This is a genomic window from Aeromicrobium ginsengisoli (genome assembly GCF_004134905.2).
GTDB lineage: Bacteria > Actinomycetota > Actinomycetes > Propionibacteriales > Nocardioidaceae > Aeromicrobium > Aeromicrobium ginsengisoli.
In genome coordinates, this window is sequence record NZ_SDPQ02000001.1 from 411,286 (window position 1) to 437,369 (window position 26,084).

25 protein-coding genes are annotated in these 26,084 nt (G+C 67.6%); 10 read left to right on the top strand and 15 right to left on the bottom strand.

Translation table 11 applies throughout. The annotated features are described in order from the left end of the window. Window positions 1–77: 77 nt before the first annotated feature. Window positions 78–641: a hypothetical protein gene (locus ESP70_RS02145; RefSeq protein WP_149687725.1), complete on the top strand. Its 564-nt coding sequence runs from the start codon at window positions 78–80 to the stop codon at window positions 639–641. A 47-nt stretch (window positions 642–688) separates the two neighbouring features. Here the strand turns inward: ESP70_RS02145 and ESP70_RS02150 are convergent, their stop codons facing one another. Together ESP70_RS02150 and ESP70_RS02155 are read right to left on the bottom strand one after the other, a co-directional pair. After that, on the bottom strand, window positions 689–1,063 hold the full coding sequence (locus tag ESP70_RS02150) for a hypothetical protein (protein ID WP_149687726.1): 375 nt from the start codon (window positions 1,061–1,063) through the stop codon (window positions 689–691). A gap of 2 nt (window positions 1,064–1,065) precedes the next feature. Then, a complete protein-coding gene (locus ESP70_RS02155) occupies window positions 1,066–1,653 on the bottom strand; it encodes a GNAT family N-acetyltransferase (RefSeq protein WP_149687727.1) in 588 nt (195 codons plus the stop codon). Window positions 1,654–1,751: 98 nt separating this feature from the next. Here ESP70_RS02155 and ESP70_RS02160 point away from each other — a divergent pair, with 98 nt between their 5' ends. Both ESP70_RS02160 and ESP70_RS02165 read left to right on the top strand, forming a co-directional pair. Further along, entirely contained in the window at window positions 1,752–2,156 is a 405-nt protein-coding gene (locus ESP70_RS02160; protein WP_149687728.1) for a hypothetical protein, read from the top strand. A 138-nt stretch (window positions 2,157–2,294) separates the two neighbouring features. Then, window positions 2,295–3,485, top strand: coding sequence for an FAD-dependent monooxygenase (locus ESP70_RS02165; protein ID WP_188110438.1), 1,191 nt, complete (start codon window positions 2,295–2,297; stop codon window positions 3,483–3,485). A 13-nt stretch (window positions 3,486–3,498) separates the two neighbouring features. Here the strand turns inward: ESP70_RS02165 and ESP70_RS02170 are convergent, their stop codons facing one another. From ESP70_RS02170 to ESP70_RS02180, 3 genes are read right to left on the bottom strand one after another with little or no spacing between them, the layout of a single operon-like run. Continuing rightward, entirely contained in the window at window positions 3,499–3,960 is a 462-nt protein-coding gene (locus ESP70_RS02170) for an SRPBCC domain-containing protein (protein ID WP_149687729.1), read from the bottom strand. Then, window positions 3,957–4,604, bottom strand: a complete 648-nt coding sequence (locus ESP70_RS02175; protein ID WP_149687730.1) for a dihydrofolate reductase family protein — start codon at window positions 4,602–4,604, stop codon at window positions 3,957–3,959. Before ESP70_RS02175 ends, ESP70_RS02170 begins: the two co-directional genes overlap by 4 nt. Continuing rightward, window positions 4,604–4,942 carry an ArsR/SmtB family transcription factor gene (locus ESP70_RS02180; RefSeq protein ID WP_149687731.1) on the bottom strand — a complete coding sequence of 113 codons (339 nt, stop codon included), beginning with the start codon at window positions 4,940–4,942 and terminating at the stop codon, window positions 4,604–4,606. The genes ESP70_RS02175 and ESP70_RS02180 overlap by 1 nt, the downstream gene beginning before the upstream one ends. Window positions 4,943–5,078: 136 nt before the next feature. On the opposite strand from ESP70_RS02180, the gene ESP70_RS02185 reads away from it, so the two are divergent. Both ESP70_RS02185 and ESP70_RS02190 read left to right on the top strand, forming a co-directional pair. Continuing rightward, a complete protein-coding gene (locus tag ESP70_RS02185) occupies window positions 5,079–5,363 on the top strand; it encodes a DUF4242 domain-containing protein (RefSeq protein WP_149687732.1) in 285 nt (94 codons plus the stop codon). 142 nt (window positions 5,364–5,505) lie between these two features. Next, window positions 5,506–8,079 carry a helix-turn-helix transcriptional regulator gene (locus ESP70_RS02190; RefSeq protein WP_223148584.1) on the top strand — a complete coding sequence of 858 codons (2,574 nt, stop codon included), beginning with the start codon at window positions 5,506–5,508 and terminating at the stop codon, window positions 8,077–8,079. On the opposite strand, the gene ESP70_RS02195 is transcribed toward ESP70_RS02190, so the two are convergent. Continuing rightward, window positions 8,026–8,355, bottom strand: a complete 330-nt coding sequence (locus ESP70_RS02195; protein ID WP_149687734.1) for a hypothetical protein — start codon at window positions 8,353–8,355, stop codon at window positions 8,026–8,028. The genes ESP70_RS02190 and ESP70_RS02195 overlap by 54 nt on opposite strands. 112 nt (window positions 8,356–8,467) lie before the next feature. On the opposite strand from ESP70_RS02195, the gene ESP70_RS02200 reads away from it, so the two are divergent. Next, on the top strand, window positions 8,468–9,268 hold the full coding sequence (locus tag ESP70_RS02200) for a hypothetical protein (RefSeq protein WP_149687735.1): 801 nt from the start codon (window positions 8,468–8,470) through the stop codon (window positions 9,266–9,268). 15 nt (window positions 9,269–9,283) lie between these two features. On the opposite strand, the gene arr is transcribed toward ESP70_RS02200, so the two are convergent. Next, the gene (gene arr, locus ESP70_RS02205; RefSeq protein WP_149687736.1) at window positions 9,284–9,694 is read right to left on the bottom strand and encodes an NAD(+)--rifampin ADP-ribosyltransferase; all 411 of its coding nucleotides are present in this window, start codon (window positions 9,692–9,694) and stop codon (window positions 9,284–9,286) included. A 153-nt stretch (window positions 9,695–9,847) separates the two neighbouring features. On the opposite strand from arr, the gene ESP70_RS02210 reads away from it, so the two are divergent. From ESP70_RS02210 to ESP70_RS02225, 4 genes are all read left to right on the top strand, one after another. Continuing rightward, entirely contained in the window at window positions 9,848–10,765 is a 918-nt protein-coding gene (locus ESP70_RS02210; RefSeq protein ID WP_149687737.1) for an ABC transporter ATP-binding protein, read from the top strand. Further along, the gene (locus ESP70_RS02215) at window positions 10,762–12,108 is read left to right on the top strand and encodes an ABC transporter permease (RefSeq protein ID WP_246161754.1); all 1,347 of its coding nucleotides are present in this window, start codon (window positions 10,762–10,764) and stop codon (window positions 12,106–12,108) included. Before ESP70_RS02210 ends, ESP70_RS02215 begins: the two co-directional genes overlap by 4 nt. Before the next feature lie 12 nt (window positions 12,109–12,120). Continuing rightward, a complete protein-coding gene (locus ESP70_RS02220; protein ID WP_149687738.1) occupies window positions 12,121–14,877 on the top strand; it encodes a bifunctional YncE/alkaline phosphatase family protein in 2,757 nt (918 codons plus the stop codon). Window positions 14,878–14,981: 104 nt separating this feature from the next. After that, the gene (locus tag ESP70_RS02225; RefSeq protein ID WP_149687739.1) at window positions 14,982–15,587 is read left to right on the top strand and encodes a hypothetical protein; all 606 of its coding nucleotides are present in this window, start codon (window positions 14,982–14,984) and stop codon (window positions 15,585–15,587) included. Window positions 15,588–15,618: 31 nt separating this feature from the next. Here the strand turns inward: ESP70_RS02225 and ESP70_RS02230 are convergent, their stop codons facing one another. The 8 genes from ESP70_RS02230 to ESP70_RS02265 form a co-directional block, all read right to left on the bottom strand. Beyond that, entirely contained in the window at window positions 15,619–17,088 is a 1,470-nt protein-coding gene (locus ESP70_RS02230; protein ID WP_188110439.1) for an MFS transporter, read from the bottom strand. Then, entirely contained in the window at window positions 17,085–17,726 is a 642-nt protein-coding gene (locus tag ESP70_RS02235; protein WP_149687740.1) for a TetR/AcrR family transcriptional regulator, read from the bottom strand. The genes ESP70_RS02230 and ESP70_RS02235 overlap by 4 nt, the downstream gene beginning before the upstream one ends. Window positions 17,727–17,807: 81 nt before the next feature. After that, complete coding sequence (locus tag ESP70_RS02240) at window positions 17,808–19,031, bottom strand: ROK family transcriptional regulator (RefSeq protein WP_149687741.1); 1,224 nt, start codon at window positions 19,029–19,031, stop codon at window positions 17,808–17,810. A gap of 2 nt (window positions 19,032–19,033) precedes the next feature. Next, complete coding sequence (locus ESP70_RS02245) at window positions 19,034–20,296, bottom strand: sugar ABC transporter permease (RefSeq protein ID WP_149687742.1); 1,263 nt, start codon at window positions 20,294–20,296, stop codon at window positions 19,034–19,036. Between the two features lie 12 nt (window positions 20,297–20,308). Continuing rightward, complete coding sequence (locus tag ESP70_RS02250) at window positions 20,309–21,088, bottom strand: ATP-binding cassette domain-containing protein (RefSeq protein ID WP_149687743.1); 780 nt, start codon at window positions 21,086–21,088, stop codon at window positions 20,309–20,311. Window positions 21,089–21,189: 101 nt separating this feature from the next. Continuing rightward, on the bottom strand, window positions 21,190–22,236 hold the full coding sequence (locus ESP70_RS02255) for a sugar ABC transporter substrate-binding protein (protein ID WP_223148585.1): 1,047 nt from the start codon (window positions 22,234–22,236) through the stop codon (window positions 21,190–21,192). Between the two features lie 238 nt (window positions 22,237–22,474). Then, on the bottom strand, window positions 22,475–25,258 hold the full coding sequence (gene acnA / locus ESP70_RS02260) for an aconitate hydratase AcnA (protein WP_281287291.1): 2,784 nt from the start codon (window positions 25,256–25,258) through the stop codon (window positions 22,475–22,477). 139 nt (window positions 25,259–25,397) lie between these two features. Then, window positions 25,398–26,084 (bottom strand): hypothetical protein, encoded by a 687-nt coding sequence (locus tag ESP70_RS02265; protein WP_149687746.1) that lies wholly within the window; start codon window positions 26,082–26,084, stop codon window positions 25,398–25,400.

A 26,084-nucleotide genomic window follows, 5' to 3' on the forward strand; every position in this document is an offset into this window, starting at 1 on the left:
AGGGGAATCCCCGGTGCGGGCACCAGCGACCGGATCGGACGCTGGATCTCTCAACACCCGAACCCGAAAGGCGCATCATGTCCATACCGACTCGCACGACCACACCACCAACACTCGACAGTGCGCTTACCGAACGGCTGCTCAACGCCTCGCTCCTGCTCGCGCCGCTCGCGTACATCGCGGTGGACTCAAGCTACGCAGTCAGAGGGTGGGACGACGGACCCACCGCCGCGATGCACATCATTGCCGCAGCCCTGTACGGCATTGCCGCCATCAAGCTGGTCAGCATGACCAGCGGGCGAACCCAGGCGATCCTCCTGGTGGTGGCCGTCCTGGGAGTCGTTGGCAACGCTGGCGTCGGTGAGAACACCCTTCACGTCGCTCTCGGTGGGAATGACCTCTTCGACGCGAACGGTCCTGCAAACGTCTTCAAGACTTTGGGCTTCTTCTTCCCATTGACCTTCCTGGTCGCAGCGTTCGCGCTGCGTACGCGCACGCCGGCGTGGTGGCCGGCGCTCCTCTCGCTGGGAGCCGCACTGTTCCCGATCGCTCACGTCGCCAACATCTCCTGGCTCGCCGTCATCGACGCCGTACTCATGCTCCTGGCCCTCGGAACGCTCACGCGGGTCATTCGACGGTGACTCGTGTTGGCCGGCCTGTGGGGGGCTCCAGCGCATTTCGTCCTCGGTCAAGACTCGACGCGACCAGGCAGCCCAGCCGCGAACCGATCCACCACGTCCTGCTGTGATCTCAGTTGGGCACGTTGCCACACCCGGATGAACCGATCGGGCAACCCGGAAATATTGCGGATGCGGTACGTGACCGCCGTCTGGGCCGCGTCAGCCGATTCGAAGACGTACTCTCCCTGATACCAGAACCCGCCATGCATCCACACCATTGATTCGTCAGGCGTAGCGCCCACGATCACCGATGGTTCTGAGCCAACGCCGATCAGTCGACGCGCATCTGATGCATTGATGTGCTGCTTGACCTGGTCATACGGCACCGCTGCACGTGCGGTGGCGGACCCTAGAAGGGTTCCGGACTTCGGGCTGTGCTCCACGGTCACGTCCTCCCGGAATGAGTACCACCGGCGACGTGGACGCTCTCGTACGTGTCCCGGGTGATCTCGTACTCGACTTCACCGTGCTCCGCGCCGGGAATCGACTCGCTGGAGGCGAATTCCCGCGCAAAGGTGAGCCCTGCACTGGTCATCGTGGCCCGTGAGGCACGATTGACGGCGAGGGTCTGAGCGAAGATCCGGGTCAAACCGACCTCGGCGAACCCGTAGCGAATGAGTTCGCGCGCACCCTCTCTCGCATAGCCGAGGCGCCAGAACTTCCGCAGCAGTCGGTAGCCCAGCTCTGCCTCGCCGTCGACGTCTGGCTGGTCGGGCCCACGGGGCGGCTGAAGGATCCACCAGCCGACGAATTCGCCGTGAACGAATCCGACCCAGAACCCCAATCCTGGGACCTTCTGACCGGCACGCCGTCGGCGCTTGTGTGCTTCCTCGGTCTCGACCCGGGAGCGGGCGTACCCACCGAGGTGACGCATCACCTCAGGATCTGAGTCCAGCTCGACCTCAAGTTCCAGATGCTCATCAGCAAGGGGCGCCAAGACGAGCCGCGACGTTTCGAGTGTCGGCTGGGTCATGCGCCCATTGTCTCCAACCTGCTCGCAAGGCTTCATTTCGCCGCTTGCGAGCGGCAGTCGGCGGTAGCATCGGTCGCTATCGAGCGAGAGGCGGCACGGTGGCTGAGACCGCGACGACAACGCCGTCCTACGCCCGGACCTTCTTCGCTCTCGTGGGGGTCAACGTACTGACCGTGGTCGCCGCCTATGCCCTGCTGATCAATGATGAAGACATCAGATCGCTCGTCGCGGCGATTCTGCTCTTTGGCGTGATCGTCGCTCAAGCTGCCCGTTGCGGACCGTACGCGGCGACGCTCGCCTGGGTGGCCACCTTGCCGATCGCGGTCGCAATGGCTTTCCTGATTGCGGCCCATCCACGCCTTGACTGGTCGGGGCCGGGCGAACCAGACCAGATCACTCTGACACCCCTCGTTCCGGTGATCGTGGGGTTCTATGCCATCGGCTTCGCCCTGATCGTGACCACCGCCCATCTGGCCTACATGGCCGTCCGAAAGCCTCGGTAGGTCGCATTCGGTCGAACCACCCAGTCGCGCGCCGAGTGTCGTATTCGCCGTCGCCCGTTCGTGGAGTCTGTGAAAGGCGGCCCACCGAGCCGCCATACGATCACCGAACCGCCTCGCCGCGGTTGAGAAGGAGACACGATGAGCAAGACCAGGGTGTTGGTATCGGGAGCGAGCATCGCGGGTCCGGCGCTGGCCCATTGGCTGCACCGACGAGGCGCCGAGGTGACGGTCGTCGAACAGTCCCCCGGTCTGCGCCCGGGCGGTCAGGCGGTCGACGCACGTGGCGTGGCCAAGGAGGTCATCCGCCGGATGGGCCTCGACGCGGAGATCCGCGCGGTCTGCACCGACACCGCTGGCGCGTACGTCGTGGACGCCGACGGCAAGGTCCTGGACACCCATCGCGCGGAGGAGAACGACGGCGACGGCTACATCTCGGAGATCGAGGTCCTGCGTGGAGACTTCGCGCAGGTCCTCTACGACGACACGCGCGACGGTGTCGAGTACGTCTTCGGCGACCGGATCGCCGAGCTCAGCCAGGACGCCGACGGGGTCGACGTCACCTTCGCAGGCGGAGACCAGCGTCGATTCGACCTGGTCATCGGTGCCGACGGGCTGCACTCGGCGTTGCGAGGGATGGTCTTCGGACCGCGCGAGCAGTTCGTCCGTCACCTCGGTCTCGTGCTGGCGTTCTACACCGTTCCCAACGAGTTCGGGCTCGATCGCTGGATGATCGACTACCACCAGGCAGGGCGTTCCGCGGGCCTGCGACCGGTCCACGACGCCGAGCGGGCGATCGCCATGCTCTCGTTCCCCTCCCCCGAGTTCGACGTCGACTACCGCGACGTCGAGGGCCAGAAGCGGCTGCTGCGCGAGCAGATGGCCGGAGTCGGCTGGGAGACCGAGCGCATCCTCGCGCACGTCGACAGCACCCCGGACTTCTATCTCGACCAGGTCGCGCAGGTGGTGATGGACCACTGGTCCAGCGGCAGGGTCGGCCTCCTCGGCGACGCGGCCTTCAGCGCGTCGCCGATGTCCGGCGCGGGCACCGGGCTGGCGCTGGTCGGCGCGTACATGCTGGCCGGAGAGCTCGCCGCTGCAGGCTGGGACCCCGAGGTCGGCTTCGCCCGATACGAGGAGCGCATGCGTACGTACGTCGAGGACAACCAGGAGATCGGTCGGATGCACGTCCAGATGCTCACTGCCGACCCTGACGCCGCGCCGGCGCCCGAGCCCGACGTGGATGCCCTCATGGCCCTCGTCGAGCGGGCGGTCGGCGGCCCGGAGCTGCCCGACTACGCAGGTGTCCCGGACTCCGGACCGACCGGGTAGCCAATCGCGGACCCTAGGTCAGGTAGCGGCCCAGGGCGTCGAGGATGCCGCTGGTGCCGGACTCGCGGTTCGGCCCGTCGGCCCAGAACTGGTCGAAGAAGACACCGTGCTCGATGTGGGTGAACCGGGTGCCGTCCGCGATCGGCTCGAACTCGAGTGACGCCACCGACGTCGACATGTGGATCCCGTCGATCCACATGTCGTACGTCGTGACGATGCGGGAATGCTCGACGATGTCGGTGTACGTCGCCTCGTAGCGCGAGACGGGTCCGTCGTGGAACTTCCCCTCGGCGACATCGCGCCCGCCGACGCGGAAGTCGAACGCCCATGCGCGGTGCTCGATGGCGTCGCCAGCGCCCCACCAGCTCAGCTTCTGCTCCTCGTCCGCGAAGGCGTCCCATACGCGCTCGACGGGAGCCGGGTAGTCGCGGGTCAGGGTGAAGTCGCTGCGAGCGAGGCGGCGTTCGATCGTCATGCGCGGCTCAGGGTCACGTGGATCGTGCCGCTCTCGGCGACTTCTGAAGTCACCGTGTGGGTGGCCTCGATGCCGGCCAGCTCGTCCCAGAGCCGGTGGCCCTTGCCCAGGAAGATCGGGGCGACCATGAGGTGCAGATCGTCGACCAGGCCGGCGCGGAGGAAGTCGCGCGCGGTGCGGTATCCCCCGCCGACGCGTACGTCCTGTCCTCCGGCGGCGTTGGTCGCCTCGGCGAGAACGTCCGCGATCGCCGCGTTGCGGAAGTGGAACGTCGTGCCGCCGTCCATCGGGATCGACGGTCGCGGCGCGGTGTGGGTGAGCACGTAGACCGGGGTGCCGAACGGTGGCGTGTCGCCCCACCAGCCCTTCCAGTCCGGGTCGTCGGGGAACGAGTGCAGGCCGAACATGGCCGCGCCCATGATCTCGGCGCCGACCCCGTCCGTGAACGCGGCGGCGTACCGCTCGTCGACGCCGGTCGTGCCCTCGCCGCTGGTGTCGCCGAAGACGTTCTTGCGGAACGTACGCGTCGCCGCGTACGCCTCGGTGAGGCGTCCCCAGTCGGCGCCCATCGGGTCTTCAGCCGTCTGGTCGGCCGGCGTGTAGCCGTCGAGCGAGGTGAACAGGTCCATACGTATGCGGGTCATCAGGTTCCCTTCGGGGTGGTGCGGGTCAGGTGGAGGCCGAGCCTGTCGGCCTGGTGCTCTGCGGGTGTCCGTTGCTCGCCGAGCCACAGGTGGAGCACGTCGAGAGCGCCGGGTCGCAGACTCACGGTTCGGACGCGCCCGTGCTTCTGCGAGGTCACCACGCCGGCGTCCTCGAGCACTCGCAGGTGCTGCATCAGCGACGGCAACGCCATCGAGAACGGCGCCGCGAGCTCGGACACAACGGCTGGGGACTTTGCCAACCGCTCCACGACTGCGCGACGGGTCGGATCCGCGAGAGCGCGGAGCACGACGTCGAGCTGGTCGTGATACTTAGGCATACACCTAACTATTGTGCAGTGGCCTGCGTACGTCAAGAGAAATGTAGGGAGCTGCTCCCGATGTCGGGGCCGTGCCGCGCCGCGAGTGTTGGAGACACCCGGCGGCACCGTCGCCGAACGACACAAGGAGCATGAAGTGAAGAGATTCATCATCGAGCGTGAGATCGAGAACGCCGGCGACCTGACCACCGAGCAGCTGGCCGGGATCGCCCAGACGTCGAACGAGGCCGTGGCCTCCCTCGGCGTGCCCTACACGTGGGTCAACAGCTACGTGGCGGGCGACAAGATCTACTGCGTCCACGAGGCCGAGGATGCCGAGACGATCCTCGAGCACGCCCGGCGCGGCGGCTTCCCGGCCAACAAGGTGACCGAGGTCGCCAACGAGTTCGGGCCCCAGTCCGCGCCGGCGCCGGTGTCGTGAGCCGTCGCCCGACCTCGGGTGTTGCCACCCAAGGACCGGCCCGGAACAGCGGGTCCGGGCCGGTTCTTGGCCGTTCTGGCAGTGAATTGTGACTATGCGCAAATCGGTTGGCAGCCTCGAGGCGCGTACCTACACTGAAGCGGTGCAGCTGCTCGAACGCGAGAACGAGCTGGCGGCTTTGCGGGCCGCTCTGGACGGTGCCGTGCAAGGACAGGGCTCCGGCATCGCACTTGCCGGGGACAGCGGCTTCGGCAAGTCGACACTGATCGAGGCGCTCTGCGCAGACGCCACCGCGGCGCGCGTCCTGCGCACGCAGTGCGACCCGCTGGACACGCCACGTCCGCTCGGACCCTTCCGCGACCTGCGCCAGCTCGAGCTGGTGGGCCTTCAACGTCGTGAGGACCTGCTGCTCTCCGATCTCTGCGAGCAGGTCTACGCCGCGCTCTCGACCGAGCCGACCGTGCTGGTGGTCGAGGACCTGCACTGGGTCGATGCAGCGTCGATCGACGTGCTGCGATTCCTCGCTCGCCGCATCGAGTCGATGCCCCTGGCTCTGATCGTGAGCTATCGCGACCGCGAGATCGATCCGCGGCACTCCGCCCGCCGCCTCCTCGGCGACATCGCGTCGCTCGACGGACTGACGCAGCTGACCCTCAAGCCCCTGTCGGTCGAGAGCGTCGGCCGGCTGCTCGAGGACACTGACCTCGAGCCCGCGCGGGTGCACGCGATCACCGGCGGCAATCCGTTCTTCGCCGCCGAGGTCGCCAAGGAGCCGGACCTCCCGCTGCCCAACTCGGTGCGCGACGCCGTCCTGGCGCACCTCTCCGACGTCACCTCGCACGACTTCGAGGTGCTGCAACTGATCGCCACAGCGCCGGACCGTCTCGACGACCGTGCGCTGCCGCTGCTCGGCGTGGACCTCCCGACGCTTCGCCGGCTCGACGCGACGTCGCTGCTCTCTCGTACGGGAGACGGCATCGTCTTCAGACACGAGCTCGCCCGACAGGCGATCGAGACCACCATCCCGCCGGGCGGCAGCTCCCGGCTGCATGCCGTGTTGCTCGACGTGCTCGAGCAGGTGGAGACCCGCGATCCAGCGGTGCTGAGCCACCACGCGGTGGGCGCTCGCGACGGAGCGCGTGCGACCCGGTATGCCCGCATGGCCGCGGAAGACGCTGCTCGGGCGGGCGCTCACACCGAGGCCGCGGCCTTCTTCGCCACCGCGCTGGAGCATCTCGACTCCCAGGACCCGCGCGAACGAGCCGCGCTGCTGCTCCAGCTCTCGTACCAGCAATACATGACCAGCAGGCTGGTGGAGGCCATCGACAACGTCCGCGCCACGTTCCCGCTCTGGGAGCGCGCAGACGACCCAGCCGGGCTCGCCGCCGCGCACGAGGCGGTCGCGCTCTATGAGTACTACAGCGCTCGACGCCATCAGGCCGAGACGTACTCCGGCCGCGCCGCCGAGATCGCCGCGGCACCAGCGGCCAGCCTTGCACTCGGAACCGCTCGGGCGCTGCAGGGCTATCTGGCGATGATGCGGTCCGAGATCGACCAAGCTCGAGAGTTCTTCGCCGAATCGACCCAGGTCGCCGCCCAGCACCACGACGGTCTGCTGTCACTGAAGAGCGGACTCTTCCACGCCACCACCGAGCTGGTCTGCGAGGAGGACGGTGCACGGACCAGCCTGTTGGACCACATCGACGCCGCGCGCGATGGCGGCTGGGACGAGCTCGCCTCCACCGGCTACTCGCAGATCGCGAACCTCGATGTCGAGCACGGCCGGTTCCGTGCCGCGGAGAACCTGCTTCAGCTCTCAATCCCGTTCACCGTCGAACGGGACATCCCGATCTGCCGGCACTGGCAGACCGCCGTACGCTCACGACTTCACCTTCACCAGGGTCACTGGAGCGCCGCCCTCGAGGACGCCGAGGAGGTCCTCAGCAGCGAAGGCATGCCACTGGCCAAGCTCTGGCCGCACCTGGTCAACGTCCTGGTGCCGCTGCGCCGCGGCGAGGAGGTCGATCTCCACGCACTGGACGAGATCTGGGCTCTCGCCGACCGGATCGACGAGCCACTGCGGCGACTCGGCGTGCTGACCGCCCTGGCCGAGGTGTCCTGGATGACCGAAAGGACCGATGAGCGAGTGGCGGGACTCGCTGTCGACCAGCTCCCCACGCTCGCGGCTCAACCGGGCGCGGCGTGGGGCGCTGGGCAGCTGGCGGTGTGGCTGCGCCGGCTCGAGCTTCCAGTCGATGCCCTCGATCAGCTTGCCGAGCCGTTTCGGCTCGCCCTCGAAGGCCGCCACGCCGACGCCGCTCGGTGGTGGAACCTGGCTGGAGATCCGTTCGCCGAAGCGATGTCGTGGGCCGACTCGGCTGGATCAGAGGAACGAGTGCGCGGGATCAGGCTGCTCGACGGACTCGGCGCCATCGGCACTGCCGACCGCCACCGCGTGGTCATGCGCGCCGAGGGTCACGCAGCAGTCCCCCAACGGCCGCGCGAGAGCACGAGGGCGAACCCGGCCGGCCTCACCAACCGGCAGCTCGAGGTGGCGAAGCTCGTCGCGCGCGGACTCTCGAACGCGGAGATCGCGTCAAGGCTGTACATCTCCCCCAAGACCGCCGATCACCACGTGTCGGCGATCCTCGCGAAGATCGGACTACCGACTCGGCGCGCAGTCGTGGTCCAGGCTGCTGAGCTCGGCCTCGTCTGACCCTTCCGTCGGGCGTGCGAAGCGGAGGAACCAGACCAGCATGAACGCCGTGCTCAGCTGGTTGAACGCGTGAAGGAGCCAGATCGGCCCGACCGGCAGGCTGAGCACGTACACCGAATAGACGGCGTTGCCAGCGTTCGCGAGCACCAGGTTGCCGAGGCTGTACGAGGCCAGGTCGCGGGTGCGCAGAGCCTTGGTGAGCATGGGCAGGGTGCTGCAGGCGAAGATCGCCGTCGAGACGATCCCCGCGAGCACGGGCAGGCTGGTCGAAGTCATGCCCCGACGTTAGGAACCAGCGCGCTCCCAGACATCGGGTGCAGCTCCCCATCTACCGCTCATCCGGTATGCCTGCACGACTCAAGGCGCACCGTCGGTCATACTCACGCTCATGGATGAGCAGCGCACGGCGTGGTGGCGTCGTCCCCGTGCGAAGGTGAGCTTTTCCAGGCTCTGGGCAGGCGGAGCGCTCGTGATTGCGACAGCGTTCCTGGTCGGCCTCGGCGTCATCGTCGACGACGGCCGATGGCGGGCCAAGGTGCTCGGCGGTCTCGTGAGCGCGCTGAGCTTCGGGATCATGCTGCTTGTCGTGGTCCACCTGAGTCGTCCCGTCCGCACGTACGACAGCATCGCCTCGGCGGACACCGACGCGATGGCCGACTGGGACGCAGCCATGCGCACGAGCGGACGCGTGGAGGTCGCACTCAGCCCGCTCAAGGTCCTCCTCACGTTCGTCGGGATCACGGCAGTCCTCGTCGTGACAGGACTGATGGTCCTCCGCAGCGGCGACCCTGTTGGCGTCGTGATCGGACTCGTCGTGTTCATCATGTTCGCGTTCCTTGGACTAGTCCCCCACTTCCAGTTCGTCACCGGCAGCAAGCCGGCGGTCCAGGTCGACGCTCTTGGCATCCAGATCGCGCGCTGGGGACGTCTGACGATTCCATGGTCCGCCGTGCAGCACGTCGAGGTGCTCCAGAGCACTGCCCGGCAAGCCAACGTCATCATTCGCGTGACGCCGACCTTTGACGCACAGGACTTCGCGGCACGTCCACTCATTCTCCGTCTGATCGAGATGCCGTCCCGCGCCTCGAGCGGGGATTCGTACGCGATCCCCTCGACGACGAGGGCCAACGCGCGAACGCTGGCGGCCTGGCTCGCCAAGGAGAAGCTGGAAAGACGCGGTACGACCTGACCACCGTCGCCTGCCTCAGTTGATGATCTCGCCGCGTTCGTCCGCGAGGATCGCGGCGAGTCGGTCGCGCCACTCCTGAAGGGCCTCCGGGGTCAGGCGGGTCCAGTCGTGCACCTCGCCGAGGACCACGAGTGGTTCGGTACTGCGATAGGACCGCGTCGGGTTGCCGGGGAACTTCTTGTCGGTCACGTTCGGATCGTTCTCGAACGACCCCGTCGGCTCGACGGCATACACCCGAGGCTCTCCGTCACCGGCCGCGATCTCGGCGGCGAGGCCGGCGCCGTCGACCAGCGCCGTGAAGTAGATGTGGTTCATCACGATCTCGGGGCGGTAGTTCGACCGAAAGCCCGCTGTCAGCAGGTCTCCCACCTGCAGATCGGCCTTGGTGCCATGGAAGAACGGACCCTCGTCAAGCGCGTCACTCATAGGCCCCCACCCTACGGGTTCGAGACATCAGGACTCGAACGTCATACTGCCCGTCTCACAGCTTCGCCCGCGTGTTCGTCGATTGTTCGTCTGTCGGACCGGTCCCGGACAACCGCGCTGCCTAGCGTTTCTCTCCTCGGGAAGGACGTAGCTATGAGATCGACCCCGGTGGCTCGGGCTCGCGGGATCAGCAAATGGTTCGGACAGGTGATCGCGCTCGACGAAGTCGATTTCGACGTCGCCGCCGGGCAGGTGCACGGCCTGGTGGGGCCCAACGGAGCAGGCAAGACCACGCTGCTCGGTCTGCTGCTCGGCCTGGCACGTCCCGATGCCGGCGCCCTCGAGATCCTTGGGTCGCCGACGCGGCACACTCTCGAAGTCCCGGTGGGCGTCGCCGGGTTCGTCGACGGGCCGAGCCTCTACCCGGCGCTCTCCGCCCGACAGAACCTCGCAGCTCTTGCCTCGCTGCGCGGTACGTACAAGGCATCCGCCGTCGACGACGCCCTCGAGCAGGTCGGTCTGAGCGATGTCGCGGACAACCGCGCTCGTGGATTCTCACTGGGTATGCGGCAGCGCCTCGGCCTGGCGGCGGCGCTGCTCACCAACCCCCGGCTGCTGATCCTCGACGAGCCGTCCAACGGTCTGGACCCGGCCGGCAAGCAACACGTCCACCAGGTCATTCGCACGCTGTCCGACGACGGCGTCGCAGTCGTGCTCTCCAGCCACCGGATGGATGACGTGGCCGCGCTCTGCACGGACGTCACGTTGCTGGCCACCGGCCGGGTGGTGTTCACGGGACCACTGGCCAAGCTCGCCGCCGAGAGCGACGAGACCGACTACCGGGTGCTCACGTCGGACGCCGCGAAGGCCGCGGTCGTCGCGGCGGACACCCCTGGTCTCAGGATCATCGAGTCCGGGGAGACGCTGGTCGTACGCGGACCGGTGCTCGCGATCGATCACCTGGTCATCCGGCTCGTCGGAGCCGGTGTCGCCCTCCGCGAGCTCACTCCCGTGATGTCGCCGCTCGAGGCCGCGTTCCTCGCGCTGACCCATACCGAGCCACCGCTGTGAGCGCCACGCTCTCACGGCCGGTTGCTCCGCCGGCCGCACCGTTCATGCCCGCGTACCGCTTCGAGCTCGTCAAGCTGCTCGTCCAGGGCCGGACCCGGGCCGTGCTGCTGGTCTGCCTCCTCGCGCCGGCCGCCTTCGTCGCAGTGATCAGCCAGCAGAGCTCGCTGCCGACCGACACCGTGTTCGGTCGCTGGATGAACGCGACCGGATGGGCCGGCTCACTGGTGGTCCTCGCCTTCGCCTGCAGCTGGGGACTGCCGTTGCTCGTGTCGCTCGTCGCGGGCGACGTCTTCGCGATCGAGGACCGGCTGGGCACCTGGCGGCACCTGATGGTCGCGGTGCGCTCACCTCGGCGGATCTTCGTGGCCAAGGCGCTGGCCAGCCTGACCGTGACGCTGCTGCTGATCGCCTGCTTGGTGACCTCGAGCGCGATCGGCGGTCTGGCGGCTGTCGGCAACCACCCGCTGGTCGGCCTTGACGGACATCTCCTGACGCCCGGTGCAGCGGCGCGGACCGTGCTGCTCGCGTGGGCTTGTGTGGTGGCGCCCGCCCTGGCGTTCGGCGCGATCGGCCTGCTCGGATCGGTGCTGCTTGGCCGCTCCCCGATGGGCCTTCTGGTGCCGGCCGTCCTGGCTCTCGCGATGAACCTGGCGCTCCTGCTGCCCGTGCCGGTCGCGCTCCGCCTCGCCCTGCCCAGCAACGCCTTCCTGGCCTGGCGCGGGCTGTTCACCGAGCCCGCCTCGACCGGGCCACTGCTGATCGGCATCGTCGTCAGCCTGCTCTGGACCGCAGTTGCGACGGGACTCGCATATGTGATGTTCGTACGTCGCGACTTCACGGATCTGTCCAACGACGGAGCCACCCGGCGTACGCTCGTCGCCGCGGCCCTGCCGCTCGCGGCGCTGGCTGGCGCCACCGCGCTCGTCCTGGCCGTCGCCTCCCCAGGCAGCACCGGCACCGGCGTCGAGAAGGCCAAGCTCGAGACCTCGTTGTCGACCGCGTTCGCGCATCTCTACGTGCTGCAGACGCAGGAGCTGCATCGTCCCTCGGTCACCGAGGCGCAGCTCGACACGAGCACCGCGTGCGACAAGGGCGGATCGCGGGTCCAGGACCACGGCCCCGGCAACGACTGGCGCTGCGTCGTGACCTGGCGCCTGCCGGGCGCGTCGGCGACAGGCTCCGCGATCTATCAGCTCGACGTCACGGCTGACGGTCGGTACATCGCCGACGGAGACGGACCGAAGGAGGTGAACGGCTCATTCCAGGTGCGCACGTCGACCGGCGACACACCTAACCCCCTGTGGCAGCTCGACGGCTATGTCGACCTGCTCGACCGCAACTGAGAAGGGAACACCATGCACGTCGTGCGCCAACGGACTCGCCCCCAGGGCAAGTCAGGGCTCCTCGCAAAACACCGGTTCAAGATCCTCGTCGTCGGCGCCACCACGCTCGCGGTGGTGGGCACCGGCACCGCAGTCGCCGCCACCACGGGGTTCGGGCACAACCAGGTCGGCACCGAGTACGCCAACGGTCTCCAGGTCTCCTCCAACCAGATCCTCAAGCCGCTCGGCGACCGCCTCTCCACGTCGTACGGGAAGATCATGGGCTCGACGATCAGCCCCGACGGCCGCTTCCTGGCGGCCACCGCCACGGACCGTTCGGTCTCTCTGCAGATCTACGACCTCCCGACCTACAAGCTGATCTGGCGCGGCGGCTCGGCCGCAGGCGTCGACATGAAGCTGTCGGACAACACCGTCGGCCAGGAAGGCCCGGCCTACTCCCCCGACGGCAAGTTCCTGTTCATGCCGAACGCCACCGGCATCACCCGGTTCCCGGTGAACGCCGACGGCACCCTCGCGGCCGGCACGCCGATCGCCATCCCGACGGTCGACGGCAAGCAGGCACTCACCGCCGGACTCACGTTCGCGCCCGACGGCACCTTGTATGCCGCTGTGAACGGCCAGAACACCGTCGTCGCGATCGACCCCGTCGCCGGCACGGTCACCCGAACCTGGAACGTCGGCGTGGCACCGCGGCAGCTCCGGTTCGTCGGCAGCAAGCTCTACGTCAGCAACGAGGGCGGCCGCACGGCCAAGCCCGGCGAGACGACGATGGACTCGTACGGCACCGCTGTGGTCGCCGACGGGACCCGCGGCACGTCGACCACCGGCACGCTCAGCGTCATCGATCCCGCCGGCACCGACGTGGGCACGGTCAAGGTCGGCCTCCACCCCACCGCGCTGTACGCCAACGGGCGGGTCCTCTACGTCGCCAACACCAACGACGACACGGTCTCGGTGCTCGACACCGCCAGCGGGCACGTCGTGCAGACCATCGCCACCCAGCCGTGGCACGGTTCCGCGATCGGATACGAGCCGGACGGCATCACGGTCCAGCACGGCCGGTTGCTCGTCAGCCTGGGCCGGGCCAATGCGGTCGCCGTCTACAAGCTCGGCAAGAACGCCCTGGACCCGGTCAGCTACGTCGGCCTGCTCCCGACCGACTACTACCCCGAGGACGTCTTCGCCGTCGGCGACAAGACGGTCGTGGCCAACCGCCGCGGCATCGATGCGCGCGGGCAGAAGATCACCTCCAACCAGGGCCTGGGCACCACCCCGGCGACCGCGTGGGGCACCCACGGCACGACGGCGTCGCTGACCCGTTTCACGCTGCCCAGCGACCGGCAGATCCGCGACACGTACACCGAGAGGGTGTTCAGCCAGAACGGCTGGGACTCCGCGAGCACCAAGCGCGCGAGCGGCAGCCACGCAGCTGCCGTGCCGGTGCCGAAGCGGATCGGCGATCCGTCGACGATCAAGCACGTGTTCCTGCTCGTCAAGGAGAACCGCACGTACGACCAGCTCTACGGCGACATGCCCGAGGGCAACGGCGACGCGTCGCTCGCCCAGTTCGGTGAGCAGACCACGCCCAACCAGCACGCGCTGGCACGCCAGTTCGGCCTGTACGACAACACGTACGACGTCGGCACCAACTCGGCCGAGGGACACAACTGGCTGATGCAGGGTGACGACCCGGAGTACACCGAGTCCAGCGCCGGTGAGTACACACGTTCGTACGACACGGAGGAGGACGTGCTGGGCCACCAGCGCTCCGGCTTCCTGTGGACCGCGATCCAGTCGGCTCGCAAGACCGCGCGCAACTACGGCGAGTTCGAGTACCCGGAGGGCAAGCCCTCGGGGACGTGGCAGCAGTACTACTGCGCTGCGGACAGCGTCGACGGTGGCGGCGACCCCACGCAGCTCACGACCCCCGAGCTCAAGGGCGACTACGGATCAGTGATCCCGTCCCTGAACGCCATCAGCGATCCGCTGTCGCCGCCGTTCGACCTGTCGATCCCGGACATCTACCGCTACCAGATCTGGAAGCAGGACTTCGAGAAGAAGGGTCCCGCCGACTTCCAGATGATGTGGCTCTCCAGCGACCACACGGGTGGTCCGTCGACGCCGCGCGCCGCGGTGGCCGACAACGACCTGGCGGTCGGCAAGGTGGTCGACGAGATCTCGCACAGCAAGTACTGGAAGAGCTCGGCGATCTTCGTGGTCGAGGACGACAGCCAGGCCGGCGTGGACCACGTCGACGGCCACCGGGCCCCGGTCCAGGTCATCAGCCCGTGGGCCGCCCACGGCACGACGGTCTCGACGTACTACTCACAGATCTCCTTGGTCCGTACGATCGAGCAGATCCTCGGTGCGGAGCCGCTGAACCAGAAGGTCGCCGCCGCGACGCCGATGTACGACGCGTTCCGGTCCAAGGCGAACCTGACGCCGTTCACCGCGGTGCCGAACCAGATCCCGCTGACCGAGAACGTCACGCCGGCACCGGCGTGCGGTCCGGACAAGACGGCCTCCGGAGTCGAAGCGCCCAAGGTCCCAGCGAGTGCCACTCCGCTCGCCACGGCCTGGGGCACCTGGGCGCAGAAGCAGCACTTCACGGGCCGTCAAGCCCGCGCTGACTACGCGCACCCGGAGCAGATGAACCGCTACACCTGGTACCAGGCGCACAACTGGACCAAGCCGTACCCGGGTGATGCGAAGCTCTACCTCCCGAACGACGTCCCGGGGGCGGCGATCCCGTCTGCCGACAACGACTGACGCGAGGATGAAGCGAAGGACCCGCCGGCATCACGCCGGCGGGTCCTGTCGTTCGGTACGTCGTGACGCTTGCAGTGTGAGGCTGTCCGGGTGGACTCTGAAGGATGGCGCCGGGTCGATGCCGTACGGCCATCGTGGGGCTCGTCGGCGTGCTCGTCGTCGGGTGCGGAGGTGGATCCGATTCGCCGGCCAAGGCGCCGACCACGACAAAGACCGCCGCGCCCACCGTCGAGGACTACCTCTTGCAGGCAGACGAGGTCCCTGACCTGACACCGGTGGCGTCGCCGCAGACCGACTCAAGGGATCCGTTCCTGCTGCAGGAGGACGGCACCCGGCACCTGAAGCACAGCGGCTTCATCTCGACGACCTTCCAACCCGCCGATGGTGACGACGGCGCAGGAGTCAGCAGCGTGATGCTGTTCAAGACCCCGGCCGGCGCGCGCGAATGGATGGCGTACGAGACGAGCGACGCCGGGATCAAGGCCCAGCTCCCCGACTCGAAGGTCAAGCGGTTCACAGTCGCCGAAGTCCCGGGTGCCCACGGTTGGACGGGGCCTGACCTGCACGGCAACGCCATCGGCCAGGTCTACTGGACCCAAGGCCGCTGCATGATGCTGATCGGCCTCGAGGTCGAGGGGCCACGGGTCGAACGGCTGGCTGCCGGCGTCCGCGCGATCTACGAACGGACGGGCGGCACCTGCCTGGACTGATGCCGCCCGCCCGCTCGCCAGATCAGAGCAGCTACTCCGCCATCGCAGGGGCGGCGGCCGGCGCCGGCGGGGCGACCTTGTTGACGCGGATGAGCGCCAGCGATGCGATGAGTGCCAGGGCTGTCACGACGATCGCGGCCTCGAACGCGTGGTGCTGGCCGTTGATGAAGACGTCGGACTGGCCCGCCGCCGTACGTGCCTGCGCACCCAGCTCGCGAGCGCGATCAGCCGAGGCATGGGCGAAGATCGTGCCGAAGACGGCGAGACCGATCGCACCACCGACCTGCTGGCCGGTGTTGAGCAGCGCCGAGGCGAGGCCCGTCTCGTGCGGCGCGACACCGTTGACGGCGGTCATGGTCAAGGGCACGAAGCTGCAGCCCATGCCGACGCCGAGGAGCAGGATCGATCCCAGGAACGGCCAGTAGCTGCTGTTCGCGTCGAGCTGGGCGAACGAGATCATCGCGGCAATCGCGAGGATCGGGCCGACGGTCAGGAACGGACGGATGCCGATCTTGGGGATGAGGCGCCGGACCACGACTATCGACATGAACATGATCGTCGCGGGCATCGGGAGGAAGCCGATGCCGGTGTGGAACGGGCTCCAGCCGTGCACGTTCTGCAGGTACTGCGCCAGGAAGTAGAACGTCGTGAACAGCGCTGCCGCGAGGAAGAGCATGATCAGGTAGGCGCCGCTGCGGTTGCGGTTGCTGAAGATGTGGAACGGCATGAGCGGGTGGCTCGAGTTCAGCTCGATGACCACGAACGCGACGAGCAGCGCTGCAGCGATGGCGAGCGTCACCAGCGTCGTCGTGGAGCCCCAGCCGTCGCTGGCGGCCTTGGTCAGGCCGTAGACCAGCGTCGACATGCCCGCGGTGACGGAGATGGCGCCCGGCAGGTCGAGCTTGGTGCCGTCGCCCTGCGACTCGTTGAGCACGCGCGGCGCCATGAAGAGCACGATCGCGCCGATCGGGGCGTTGATGAACAGGGCCCAGCGCCAGCTGGCGTAGTCGGTCAGCACGCCGCCGAGCAGCAGGCCCAGCGCTCCGCCGGACGCTGCCATCGCCGCGAACACGCCGAAGGCGCGAGCGCGAGCCGCAGGCTCGGTGAACGTCGTGGCCAGGAGCGCGAGCGCGGTCGGAGCGGCGATTGCTCCGCCGGCACCCTGCGCTGCGCGGGCGATGATCAGCATCGCCTCGCTGTTGGCGAACCCACCGACGAGCGATGCGGCGGCGAAGATCCCGATGCCGATCATGAACATGCGTCGACGACCGAACAGGTCGCCCGTGCGTCCGCCGAAGAGCAGGAGGCCGCCAAAGGCCAGCGAGTACGCCGTGACGACCCACGTCAGGTTGTCGAGCGAGAAGTTGAGGTCGTTGCGGATGCTGGGCAGCGCGACGTTCACGACGGTGGCGTCGAGCACGACCATGAGCTGCGCCACGCAGATCACGGCCAGGGCCAGCCCGCCGTTGCGGGTTGCTGTCGAGGGTGGTGCTTCAGTCATTGAGGTGTCTCCGTGTCAGTGTTCGAAAAGGTTCGTGCGGGGCGGCCGAGCACCGGGAGCAGCACGCTGCCCACGACCTGCTGGGCATAGGCGCGGCCGGCCGGCTGACCGGTCGTGAGGACTCGCTGGAGCATCAGCGACGGCATCAGGCTCGCGGCCATGGCGATGTCGATGTCATGGTCGAGCTCCCCACGGGCCACTGCGCGCTCGAGGATCCCGCTGATGCGCGCGATGCGGGGCGCGGTGAAGCGGGTCCTGAAGGCCTCGAGCAGCTCGGGCTCTCGGGGAAGCGCCGAGCAGATGCTGACCATCACTTGGAGCAACCGCTCCGAGTGCGGACTGCAGGAGACCGCGATCATCAGATCGATGTCGCCGTCCAGCGATCCGGTGTCGATCGTGTCGACGGACGGCTTGAGTGTGGCCATCGCATCGACGACCAGCTCGGCCTTGCTGTTCCAGCGGCGGTAGACCGTCGCCTTGCCGACGCCGGCCGCGGTGGCGACGCCCTCGATCGACATGCGGTCATAACCCTCACGGATGAGGGTGCCGATCGCGGCATCGATGATGGCGTCGTCGCGACTGGGGTCGCGCGGGCGACCCTGCTTGGGCTCGGTCGCCGGCGTGCTGATGGTCTCCACGCTCTGACCTTAACACGAAACGGAACGGGTCCGTATCGTAAGTGTCGGACGACACATGCAGCCGTCGGCAGAGACGACCGATCAGCCGGCCAGTGCCGAGTCGACGTCGAGGCACGCCGTCGCCAGGCGGCCAACGGGGTCGGCCAGCAGCGGCTCGAACGCGAGCTCCGCGGCGCCATGGAGCACCGAGTCGCCGCCGAGGCCCGGCAGCGTGACCAGCACCTGCTCACGAGGTGCGGCGAGGCCGTGCACCTGGAGCTCGGCGTCGACGTCCTCGCGCACGAGAGGGAACAACGAACGCAGGTAGCCACCGAGCACGATGACGCGAGGGTTGAGCAGATTGACCGCACCGGCGAGGCCGCGACCGAGGTGGCGGCCGACGACGCGCAGATCAGGAGTGGCTTCGTGGACACCCTCGAGGAACTCCCCCAGCGCACCGACCTGCTCGGCCGGGCAGCCGACGGCCAGTGCAATCGCGGGAGCACCGATCTCGGTCTCCCAGCAGCCGCGTGCACCACAGTGGCACAGCTTGCCTTCGGGCAGGAACGGCATGTGGCCGATCTCGCCGGCATAGCCGCCGGCACCCTCGAGCTTGCGGCCGCCGACGATGACGCCGGCACCCACGCCGACCTCACCGGAGAGATAGACGAGGTCGTCGACGCCGACGCCAGCACCGCGCAGGTGCTCAGCAAGAGCGCCGAGGTCGGCGTCGTTGCCCAGCACCGGCATGGCGATCGGGCCCAGCCGCTCGGACAGGATCTTGGTGAACGGCACGTCGTGCCACCCGAGGTTGGGCGCCAGGCGTACGAGCCCGTCGTCACCGCGGATGATGCCCGGCACGCCGAGCCCGACGCCGACGAGTGCGGCGTTGGGCTCGACGTCACGGACGACCAGACGCATGAGGTCGACGACAGAATCGGCGATGGCGTACGGGTCGTGGTCAGGTGGAACGGGACCTGTCGCCCGTGCCCGCACGACTCCTCCGAGCCCCACACGAGCGACCGTCAGGCCGTCCACCCGAAGGTCGACCGCGAGAACGTACGCACCGGTGCGCGCCTTCACGTCGACCGACGGGCGTCCGGCGCCGATCCGGGTCCCCGAGGGCTTGGCCTGATCGGCCAGCCCCAGGGACTCCAGCTCGGCCACCAGACCCGCGATCGTGCTGCGGTTGAGACCCATGCGAGCCGTCAGCTCGGCACGAGAGATACGGCCCGCACGATGCACGTGCCCGAGAGCTGTCCCGAGATTGTGCCGGCGGACGTCCTCCTGATTCGTGCCGACCCCCGAGCGTCCGGCTGTTGCCATGGTCAGATACCTGTCGCCGAACGTCGCCTGCGCGAGATCGCGTCAACGCTGGCGGCGAGGAGCAGCACGCCACCGGTCACGACGAAGTTGATCCACGACGCCTGGTTGAGCAACCCGAGACCGTTGGCGATCGTGGCGATCACGAGACCACCGGTGACGGCGTCGCGAGCCTTGCCCTTGCCGCCGAACAGGCTCGTGCCGCCGATCACGGCCGCGCCGACCGCGTAGAGCAGGGCGTTGCCGGCACCCGACGAGGACGAGACCTTGCCACTCACGGACGCCTGGACGATCAGGCTGAGCGCCGCCATCGTCGAGCACGCCATGAACACCGAGATGCGGATCCGATCGACGCTGATGCCGGCGCGACGCGCTGCCTCAGGGTTGCCACCGACGGCATACACGTGCCGGCCCCAGGTCGTCCGACCGAGCGCGAAGGTCCACAGGATCAGGAGCACGACGATCATCGGCAGGACGTACGGGATGCCCTTGATCGGGAACGTCGGGTTGACGCTGCGGTCCTGGTTGAGGACGAACGCCACTCCGAGCGTCACGAGGCCGAGGGCGACGATCTGGGCGACCACGACCGCGAACGGCTGGTGCTGGAGGCCACGTTCGACCTTTCGCCTGTGGCGAAGCAGTGCCAGGACGGCATAGGCAGCGATGACAGCCACGGCGAGGATCCAGCCAGCCGCGACACTCATGTTGTTGTTGGCGATACCGGCGATGACTTCCTGGTTGATCCGGACGGATCCACCTTCACCGATCAGCTTCAAGGTCACACCCTGGAGGCCGAGGAAGAACGCCAAGGTCACGACGAAGGACGGAATCCCGAGCTTCGCGACGATCAGTCCGATGACGATGCCGATCACGGCACCTGTCGCCAGTGCGGCGAGCACCGCGAGGCCCCATGGTTGGTCGTGCTCGACCATGAGCACGCCCATGACACATGCCGCCACACCTCCGGCGACGCCTGCGGACAGGTCGATCTCGCCCAACAGCAAGACCGGCACGAGCGCCATGGCGAGGATGATGATCGGCCCGGCCTGCGTGATCAAATTGGCCATGTTGAGGTTCGACAGGAACCGGTCGTTGGCGAAGCCGAACACGATGAACAGCACGACGAGGCCGAACACGGACGGCAGCGCGCCCATGTCACCGCCACGCACGCGACTGATGTAGGCCTGGACGGACTCGCCCAGCGTGTTGGACTGCGTGAGGTCGGACGCGAAGCCCGCCTCCTCGGATTCAGTGATGATATCGGTCATGATGTCTCCCGATCAGGCCGTGGTGGACGGGGCCGCGGCACCGTCGAGGTCGGATGAATGTCCGGTCGTGATGAGCTCCACGACCTGGCGGGACGTGACGTCCTTGGTGGCGACATCGGCAGCGACGCGGCCGAGGTAGAGCGCCGTGATGCGGTCGGCGACCTCGAAGACGTCAGTCAGGTTGTGCGAGATCAGCAGCACGCCCACGCCGGAGTCGGCGAGGCGGCGTACGAGATCCAGCACCTGACGCGTCTGCGCGACGCCGAGAGCAGCGGTCGGCTCGTCGAGGAGCACGACGCGCGAGTTCCACAGCACCGACTTGGCGATCGCGACGGTCTGCCGCTGGCCACCGGAGAGGCTGGCGACGCTCTGGCGTACGGACTTGACCGTGCGGACCGACAGCGAGGTCAATGCCTCGCGCGCCTTGGACTCCGTCGTGGTCTCGTCGAGGACGATGCCGCTCTTCTTCTCGCGGCCGAGGAACATGTTCTCGACGATGTCGAGGTTCTCGCACAGGGCGAGATCCTGGTAGACGACCTCGATGCCGAGGGCACCGGCGTCCTTGGGGCCGTGGACCGAGACGGGCTTGCCGTCGAAGATGTACTCGCCGGTGTCGATCGGGTAGATGCCCGCGAGGCACTTGACGAGGGTGGACTTGCCGGCGCCGTTGTCACCGACGAGCGCGGTGACCTGTCCGGGATAGATGGCGAGGTCGACGTCATGGAGGACGTGGGCCACACCGAAGCTCTTGTTGATTCCTCGCAGCGCGAGGAGGGGGGTCGATTCGCTCATCGTGAGCCTTTCGGGGGGGTGCATGGTCCGAGATGGGGGGTGCGAAGACAGCATCGGGTGCGGTCCTCCGGAGATTGCCCGGAGGACCGCACCCTCAGCAATCAGCTGATGCCAGCGTCAGTGCACAGCTTGGCGTAAGCGCCGGTGCACAGATCAGAGGCCTTCATGTCGCCCGCGTCGATGACAGCCTTGACGTTCGACTTGTCGATCGCAACCGGGTCCAGAAGGATCGCCGGGACGTCACGCTTGCCCGTGTCGTCCTTGACGGTGCCCGTGGTCTCAGGCTTGTCACCCTTGGCCATGGCAATCGCTGCCTTGGCAAGTGCGCCGGCCTGACCCGTGGCGGACTTCTGGATCGTCATGCACTGGTCACCCGTGAGGATGTTCTGCAGACCCTCGACCGTGGCGTCCTGGCCCGTGACCGGGACCTTGCCGTTCTGGCCGTTCTTCTTGAGGATCGAGATGACGCCGCCCGCGAGGCCGTCGTTGGCCGCGTAGACGCCGTCGACCTTGCCGTCGACCCGGGTGTAGAGCTGCTCGAAGATCGTGACGGCCTTGTCGTTGTCCCAGTCCGGGACGGCCTGCTCAGCGACGTTCTTGTAGTTCGAGATCTTGTCGAGGACGCTGTGAGCACCCTGCGAGAAGAGCGTCGCGTTGTTGTCGGTCGGCGAACCGTTGAGGTAGATGATGTTCGCCGGCTTGTCGCCCAGGCACTTGGCGAGGCCTTCACCCTGAAGGGCACCGACCTTGCTGTTGTCGTAGGAGATGTAGACGTCGGCCGAGCCACCCAGCGTCAGGCGGTCGTAGTCGATCGTCTTGACGCCCTGCTTGGCCGCCTTGGCCTCGATCGCGGCGCCCGAGTCCGAGTCGAGGTTGACGATCGCGAGGACCGTGACACCGTCGGTGATCATGCCGTCGGCGATGGTGGCCATCTTGTCGGCGTCACCCTCGGCGTTCTGGATGTCGTACTTGACTCCAGCAGCCTTGAAGGCCTTCTCCAGGGCGGGACGGTCGGCGCTTTCCCAGCGGACCGACGACTTGGTGTCGGGCAGGATGACGCCGATCTTGCCGGCCTTGTCCTTGCTGCCGCCGCCATCGCTGCCGTCGCTGCTGCCACCGCAGGCGCTGAGCGCGAGGCTCGCACCCATGATTCCTACAAGTACGAGATTGCGTGTCCGCTTCACACAGACCGCCTCCTATTTCCTCCAGTAGTGCGCCGGGGCCGACATTATTTCGTCCACGTGACGCGTTTGTTGTTTGCCACAACGTATACCGTGACTGGGGTCACGTCCAGCGGTTGCGACAACAAATGGGTTACAGGACGGTGACCTTGCAACGCAGCAGGGGCACCGCCGCGTCGGCGATGCCCCTGACCTGCGGTTTTGCTCAGTCGAGCAGGCTGCGCAGCACGTACGGCATGATGCCGCCGTTGCGGTAGTAGTTGGCCTCGCCCGGCGTGTCGATGCGCACGACGGCGTCGAACTCGACGTCTCCGGCCTTCACGTGGACCGTCCGCGGGGTCTCACCGTCGTTGAGCTTGGTGATGCCGGTGAAGTCGAACGTCTCCTCCCCCGTCAGTCCGAGCGACTCGGCGTTCTGGCCCTCGGGGTACTGCAGCGGGAGGACACCCATGCCGATCAGGTTGGACCGGTGGATGCGCTCGTAGGACTCGGCGATGACGACCTTGACGCCCAGCAGCGCGGTGCCCTTGGCGGCCCAGTCACGCGACGACCCGGAGCCGTACTCCTTGCCGGACAGGACGACCAGCGGCACGCCGGCGGCCTGGTAGGCCTCGGACGCCTCGAACACGCTCGTGACCTCGCCACCGTCGATGAGGTTGCGCGTGAAGCCGCCCTCGGTGCCCGGCGCCATCTGGTTGCGCAGGCGGATGTTGGCGAACGTGCCGCGGATCATGACCTCGTGGTTGCCGCGACGCGATCCGTACGAGTTGAAGTCGCGCGGCTCGATGCCGTGCTCCGAGAGGTACTTGCCGGCGGGGCTGTCCTTCTTGATCGCACCAGCGGGGCTGATGTGGTCCGTCGTGACCGAGTCGCCGAGCTTGAGCAGGACGCGCGCTCCGGTGACCTCCTCGACCGGCGAGGGCTCGAGAGCCATGCCGTCGAAGTAGGGCGCCTTGCGGACATAGGTCGAGTCGGGGTCCCACTCGAACACGTCACCGTCAGGCGTCGGCAGGTTCTGCCAGCGCTCGTCCCCGGCGAACACGTCGGCGTACTCCTTGGTGAACGTGCCGGAGTCGATCGACGACGCGATGACGTCCTCGACCTCCGTGGGCGACGGCCAGATGTCCTTCATGAAGACGTCGTTGCCATCCTGGTCCTGTCCCAGCGGATCGTTGAACAGGTCGACATCCATCGAGCCGGCCAGCGCGTACGCGATGACCAACGGCGGCGACGCGAGGTAGTTCATCTTGATGTCGGGGTTGATGCGGCCCTCGAAGTTGCGGTTGCCCGAGAGCACCGCGGTGACGGCGAGGTCACCATCGTTGACGGCCTTGCTGACCTCGGGGATCAGCGGCCCGGAGTTGCCGATGCACGTCGTGCAGCCGTAGCCGACGAGGTTGAAGCCGAGCTTGTCGAGATAGACGTTGAGCCCGGACTTCTCGTAGTAGTCCGTCACGACCTTGGAGCCCGGTGCCAGCGTCGTCTTGACCCACGGCTTGCGCTGCAGACCCTTCTCGACGGCGTTCTTGGCCAGCAGGCCGGCACCGATCATGACCGACGGGTTGGACGTGTTGGTGCACGACGTGATCGCGGCGATCGTGACGGCGCCGTGGTCGACCTCGAACTCGGTGCCGTCCTCGAGCGTGACCTTCTGCGGGTTGCGCACGCGATCTTCGCCATTGCCGTGCGGAGCGTGCGGCTCGTCGGCGCCGTTGTGCTGCGACGACGTCGGCGAGTCGGACGCGGGGAACGACTCGTCGACGGACTCGTCGTAGCCGTTGAGCTGCTGCTCGTCGTGGTCGACGTAGTCACGGAGCGCTGAGCGGAACGAGGCCTTGCTCTCGGTGAGCGAGACGCGGTCCTGGGGACGCTTGGGGCCGGCGATCGACGGGACGACGTCGCCGAGGTCGAGCTCGAGGTACTCGGAGTAGCGCGCCTCGTGCTCGGGGTCGTGCCACAGGCCCTGGGCCTTGGCGTATGCCTCGACGAGCGCGATCTGCTGCTCGTCGCGGCCCGTCAGGCGCAGGTACTTGGTGGTCTCGTCGTCGATCGGGAAGACCGCGATGGTCGAGCCGTACTCCGGGCTCATGTTGCCGATCGTGGCGCGGTTGGCCAGCGGAACGGCGCCGACGCCGGAGCCGTAGAACTCGACGAACTTGCCCACGACGCCGTGCTTGCGGAGTTGCTCGGTGATGACGAGGACGAGGTCGGTCGCGGTGGCGCCCTGAGGCAGCTCACCAGAGAGCTTGAAGCCGACGACGCGCGGGATCAGCATGCTGATCGGCTGGCCGAGCATGGCCGCCTCGGCCTCGATGCCGCCGACACCCCAGCCGACGACGCCCAGGCCGTTGACCATCGTGGTGTGCGAGTCGGTGCCGACGCACGAGTCGGGGTAGACCGTCCCGTTCTTGTCGAACACGACGCGCGCGAGCTTCTCGATGTTGACCTGGTGCACGATGCCGGTGCCCGGCGGGACGACCTTGAAGTCGTCGAACGCGCCTTGGCCCCAGCGGAGGAACTGGTAGCGCTCGCGGTTGCGCTCGTACTCGATCTCGACGTTGCGCTCGAACGCCTCGGGGGTGCCGAAGACATCGGCGATGACGGAGTGGTCGATGACCATCTCGGCCGGTGCCAGCGGGTTGATCTTGGTCGCGTCGCCGCCGAGGTCGGCCATGGCCTCACGCATCGTGGCGAGGTCGACGACGCAAGGGACGCCGGTGAAGTCCTGCATGATCACGCGGGCCGGCGTGAACTGGATCTCCTTGCTGGGATCGGCCTTGGCGTCCCAGCCCGCGAGCGCCTCGATGTCGGCCTTGGTGATGTCGGCGCCGTCCTCGGTGCGCAGCAGCGACTCGAGGAGCACCTTGAGGCTGAACGGGAGGGTCGAGACGTCGAGTCCGTCGCCCGTCACCGCGTCGAGGCGGTAGTAGTCGTACGTGGAGTCCCCGACTGTGAGGGAGTCCTTCGATCCAAAGCTGTCGACGGCCATCGTCATTCTCCTTCGCGTCGTCTTCCATCCTGCCCAGCATCGCTGCGCAGCGCACGGTCAGGCTGTCCTAACTTCATGCGCGAATGTCTCTTGACATCAAGATACATGATATCGAGACGTCGGACACCCCGACCCGCGGTCAGAACGGCTCGGGAAAGCGCAGCAGCGGCGAGTAGTAAGCGATGTAGATGATCGCGACGGCCAGCAGCCCGACCACCCCGGCCACGTCCATCGCGGTCAGGATGCGCTGGCGTCCCTCGGTCGTGGTGGCTCCGTCGCCGGTGGCGCGGATGACCTTGGTGCGGGCGATGCGGTCGGCGAAGCCCCGGTCGCTCGAGAGCAGCAACGGCACGACGAGGACGATGAGCGCCAGGTAGGCGGCGCCGCCGAAGTGCCAGCTGTCCGGCGTCAGGCGGCGGAACGTCGTGGGCAGGCCGATCGGGATCGCCGCGACCGCGAGGTCGAGCAGCACCGCCATGATCAGGCCGCGCAGGATGCCCCGCGCGGCACCGGTGGGCGCTTCGTCACCGACGTCGACCACGGCGAGGCCGACGCGATGCTTGCCGATGCTGTGGCCTCGCAAGCCTTGGCGCAGACCGTTGTTCCAGACAAGGAACAGCTCCCCCACGATCAGTCCGCTGAGGATCAGGTCGTCGGAGAGGCTGATGGTCCAGAAGTCCGTGTTGCCGCCGTCCGACAGCCCCTCGCGGATCGCCCGGCCGAGGAAGTAGAGCAGCGCGCCTGCCGAGAACGCGGCGCTGAACAGCAGGGCATCGTGCCCCAAGGCTTCACGCCTCAGCTGCCTGATCGTCCTGTAGTCGGCCAT

Excerpts from the sequence above, each read along its gene's own strand:
- ESP70_RS02145 (WP_149687725.1), top strand. The coding sequence starts at position 78 with ATGTCCATACCGACTCGCACGACCACACCACCAACACTCGACAGTGCG.
- ESP70_RS02155 (WP_149687727.1), bottom strand. The coding sequence starts at position 1,653 with ATGACCCAGCCGACACTCGAAACGTCGCGGCTCGTCTTGGCGCCCCTT.
- ESP70_RS02165 (WP_188110438.1), top strand. The coding sequence starts at position 2,295 with ATGAGCAAGACCAGGGTGTTGGTATCGGGAGCGAGCATCGCGGGTCCG.
- ESP70_RS02170 (WP_149687729.1), bottom strand. The coding sequence starts at position 3,960 with ATGACGATCGAACGCCGCCTCGCTCGCAGCGACTTCACCCTGACCCGC.
- ESP70_RS02175 (WP_149687730.1), bottom strand. The coding sequence starts at position 4,604 with ATGACCCGCATACGTATGGACCTGTTCACCTCGCTCGACGGCTACACG.
- ESP70_RS02180 (WP_149687731.1), bottom strand. The coding sequence starts at position 4,942 with ATGCCTAAGTATCACGACCAGCTCGACGTCGTGCTCCGCGCTCTCGCG.
- ESP70_RS02195 (WP_149687734.1), bottom strand. The coding sequence starts at position 8,355 with ATGACTTCGACCAGCCTGCCCGTGCTCGCGGGGATCGTCTCGACGGCG.
- ESP70_RS02200 (WP_149687735.1), top strand. The coding sequence starts at position 8,468 with ATGGATGAGCAGCGCACGGCGTGGTGGCGTCGTCCCCGTGCGAAGGTG.
- arr (WP_149687736.1), bottom strand. The coding sequence starts at position 9,694 with ATGAGTGACGCGCTTGACGAGGGTCCGTTCTTCCATGGCACCAAGGCC.
- ESP70_RS02210 (WP_149687737.1), top strand. The coding sequence starts at position 9,848 with ATGAGATCGACCCCGGTGGCTCGGGCTCGCGGGATCAGCAAATGGTTC.
- ESP70_RS02220 (WP_149687738.1), top strand. The coding sequence starts at position 12,121 with ATGCACGTCGTGCGCCAACGGACTCGCCCCCAGGGCAAGTCAGGGCTC.
- ESP70_RS02225 (WP_149687739.1), top strand. The coding sequence starts at position 14,982 with ATGGCGCCGGGTCGATGCCGTACGGCCATCGTGGGGCTCGTCGGCGTG.
- ESP70_RS02230 (WP_188110439.1), bottom strand. The coding sequence starts at position 17,088 with ATGACTGAAGCACCACCCTCGACAGCAACCCGCAACGGCGGGCTGGCC.
- ESP70_RS02240 (WP_149687741.1), bottom strand. The coding sequence starts at position 19,031 with ATGGCAACAGCCGGACGCTCGGGGGTCGGCACGAATCAGGAGGACGTC.
- ESP70_RS02245 (WP_149687742.1), bottom strand. The coding sequence starts at position 20,296 with ATGACCGATATCATCACTGAATCCGAGGAGGCGGGCTTCGCGTCCGAC.
- ESP70_RS02250 (WP_149687743.1), bottom strand. The coding sequence starts at position 21,088 with ATGAGCGAATCGACCCCCCTCCTCGCGCTGCGAGGAATCAACAAGAGC.
- ESP70_RS02255 (WP_223148585.1), bottom strand. The coding sequence starts at position 22,236 with ATGGGTGCGAGCCTCGCGCTCAGCGCCTGCGGTGGCAGCAGCGACGGC.
- acnA (WP_281287291.1), bottom strand. The coding sequence starts at position 25,258 with ATGGCCGTCGACAGCTTTGGATCGAAGGACTCCCTCACAGTCGGGGAC.
- ESP70_RS02265 (WP_149687746.1), bottom strand. The coding sequence starts at position 26,084 with ATGGCCGACTACAGGACGATCAGGCAGCTGAGGCGTGAAGCCTTGGGG.